The sequence below is a fragment of the Streptomyces sp. NPDC098789 genome, assembly GCF_044759975.1.
GTDB lineage: Bacteria > Actinomycetota > Actinomycetes > Streptomycetales > Streptomycetaceae > Streptomyces.
Genome location: NZ_JBIWAJ010000062.1, coordinates 1 through 2,917 on the forward strand (window position 1 = coordinate 1; position 2,917 = coordinate 2,917).

Here is a 2,917-nt window from a genome sequence, read left to right on the forward strand (position 1 = left end):
CACCGGCCACGGGCCCGAGAACATAGCGACACTGCGCAACCTGGCGATCAACACCCTCCGGCACCACGGGCACCGCAACATCGCCGCCGGCCTCCGCCACGTCTCCTACGACCCGTTCAACCGGCCACTGGACCTGCTGAACATCCCCTGACCAGGCTGTCTACACGGCCACCGCGACTTTGAAACGCCCCTGGACCCGCGTCGAACTGCTCAAGTCCCTTGCTCTCTTGTGCAACATGATCGAGTGGGGTCCGGTGCCGTGGCTCGAAGGCGACATCGCCGCGACACGGCATCGACTCGCCATGTGCGCCCTTATGAAGACCATCGCGGATATCTTCGACATGTTCATCGAACACCACGAGAGCGGGAACACAGCTAGGTATCTTGCCGAGGACATCGGAACCGTCCTTGCCGTGCGGGACTGGATCATGAGCGACGGGACCTGGCCGCACCGCTCCTACCTCGTGGATACCGAGATGTACGGATTCCTCGGCGAAAGGCATACATACGCGGTACGCCTTGCCAACCAATCGACGCAGACGAGGCGCCAGCGAAGCGTTCACGCCACTTCGGGCGGCGACTCCGCGGCTTGGAACCACATGCTCTCGACGCTGGACTGCTGCTCCTTGCATGGCCAGGACGGGCAGGCAGCGCGTCGCCTCGCTGCAGGCCAGCCTGACCAGGCAGAGGGACAAGACTACTCCGCTCGCTGGGACGCAGAAAGCGTCATCAACGCCGTTCGCGAATGGCTCGGACGCGTCGTTAAAACCGATTGCCCGAGTAATTGTGCCGATTTCGCAACGGAAGCAGTGCACCGAGGAATTGTATCGTCGGGAGCCTTCGACAGAGTCCTTGCGGTCAACGGCTACGGAGCAGGTCCCGCAGCGAGGAGCCAAGAAGATCAGTCCGACAAGGCCTGAAGCGCCTAGGTTTGTTGTGCTGCGACGTTGGTGACACGCTTGCCGGGTTTTTGAAATGGGTGAGGGCCTCCGGTTTCGGTGTTGTCGGCGTACTCCTCGGGGTGGCCCTGGCAAGATTTCCGTGAAGCCGGGGTGTGCGACCGTGCGCCGGTGACGCTCCGTCAAAGGCGGCGGGATTGTCGTCAAGCGTGATGGCCTCGTACGGATCGTGTCTCCGCACCTCGATGCGGTGCGGGTGGAGCGGGTGTGGGTGGCGGGCGGTGTGGTCCGTATCGCAGCCTGCACTCGCGAGTTGAGAGTGGCGTGTCCGGACTGCGGGTGCTGTTCTGCGCGGGTGCACAGTCTCTATTGCCGCACGCTGGCCGATGTCGCCGTGGGTGGGCGCCCGGTGCTGATCGGGCTGTCTGTGCGACGGTTGTTCTGTGACAGCCCTGGCTGCGGTCGGCGGACGTTTGCCGAGCAGGTCGAGGGACTGACGGTGCGCTACCAGCGCCGCAGCCCGCTGCTGCAGCACCTGGTGGAGACGGCTGGGGTGCTCCTCGCCGGCCGCGGCGGCGCCCGACTCCTGCGGATCCTGAAGGCGCCGCTATCGCGGACCAGCGTGCTGTTCCACTTGATGCGCTCTCCACTCCCGCCAGCCGCGATCCCGAGGGTGCTGGGCGTGGACGACTTCGCGCTGTACGCAGACGTCTACGGAACCCTGCTGGTGGACGCCGAGACCCGGTTGCCGATCGAGCTGCGGGCCGGCCGCAACGCAGAGCAACTGGCCGCCTGGCTGCGGGCCCATCCTGGGGTTGAGGTGGTGTGCCGGGATGTCCCTCCCCTTCGTAGCGTGGAGTCCGTGATTGCAGGGGAGGTTGGGATCTGTGGGGTCCAAGCAACGGATGTAACGGACGTATACGCCTGAGTTTCGTGAGGGTGCTGTACGCATCGTGATCGAGACGGGCAGGCCGATCCCGGAGGTCGCCGAGGAACTCGGTGTGCACTCCGGCACGCTGCACAGCTGGGTGTCGCGGTGGCGGCGCAACGGGTCGGCGTCGTCCGACCGGCCGGCCGAGCCCGTGCTGGGCGGCCGGATGCGTGAGGCCGAGCGTGCCGAGCTGGAGCGGTTGCGGCGGGAGATGTCGGAGAAGAACAAGCGGATACGTGAGCTGGAGATGGAGCGTGATGTCCTCAAGCGATGCATGGTCCTCTGGGTGAAGTGACCGGGACGGACCCGGCCGCCCTGGCCGAGTTCATCGGTAACCAGAGGACCGAGCACCGCGTCCCGCACCGTCTGGCCTGCCAGGTTCTGGGGGTGTCGGAGTCCTGGTTCTACAAGTGGCGCGGCGGTCCGACCATCGCGCGTGAGGTCCGGCGGGGACAGTTGTCCGACGCGATCACGGGGATCTTCGAGGCCTCCGGCGGCGCCTATGGTTCCCCGAAGGTCTGGGTCCTGCTCGTCCGCGCGGGCTGGCGGGTTTCGGTGAACACCGTGGCCCGCCTCATGGCCGAGCTCGGGCTGGCCGGACGGAAGGTCCGCCACCGGCGGGGGCTGACCCGGCCCGGCAAACGGCCGGCGGCCCCGGACTTCGTGCGGCGGGACTTCACCGCGGACGCTCCGGACCAGGTGTGGTGCGGCGACATGACCGAGATCACCACCGGCGAGGGCAAGCTTTACCTGGCCACCGTCATCGACCTGTTCTCACGCCGGCTGCTCGGCTACGCGATGGGCGCTCATCACGACGCCGAGCTGGTTGTGGCGTCCTTGAATATGGCCGCGGCGACCCGTGGCGGCGACGTCAGGGGCGTGATCTTCCACAGTGACAGAGGCAGCGAGTACGGCTCTCGGCGCTTTCGCCGGGCCTGTCGCCGCCTGGGCGTGACCCAGTCCATGGGCCGCGTCGGATCGTGTTTCGACAATGAGCATTTTCAGCTTGGCCACCGATCGGGTGACGGCGGAGTGACCGTGGAACGGGCAGAGCCCCAGGGCTGTTGAGCAAGGTGTCTACGCTCAA

4 protein-coding genes are annotated in these 2,917 nt (G+C 66.3%); all 4 read left to right on the plus strand.

What is annotated here, in order from left to right; all coding sequences use genetic code 11:
* The first annotated feature begins 227 nt into the window (after positions 1 to 227).
* A complete protein-coding gene (locus ACIQWR_RS41445) occupies positions 228 to 920 on the plus strand; it encodes a hypothetical protein (protein WP_404021349.1) in 693 nt (230 codons plus the stop codon).
* Positions 921 to 1,218: 298 nt separating this feature from the next.
* A complete protein-coding gene (locus ACIQWR_RS41450) occupies positions 1,219 to 1,827 on the plus strand; it encodes a transposase family protein (RefSeq protein WP_404021357.1) in 609 nt (202 codons plus the stop codon).
* Between the two features lie 25 nt (positions 1,828 to 1,852).
* Complete coding sequence (locus tag ACIQWR_RS41455) at positions 1,853 to 2,125, plus strand: transposase (RefSeq protein ID WP_404021352.1); 273 nt, start codon at positions 1,853 to 1,855, stop codon at positions 2,123 to 2,125.
* Positions 2,122 to 2,898 (plus strand): IS3 family transposase, encoded by a 777-nt coding sequence (locus ACIQWR_RS41460; RefSeq protein ID WP_404021354.1) that lies wholly within the window; start codon positions 2,122 to 2,124, stop codon positions 2,896 to 2,898. Before ACIQWR_RS41455 ends, ACIQWR_RS41460 begins: the two co-directional genes overlap by 4 nt.
* The last annotated feature ends 19 nt before the right edge of the window (positions 2,899 to 2,917 follow it).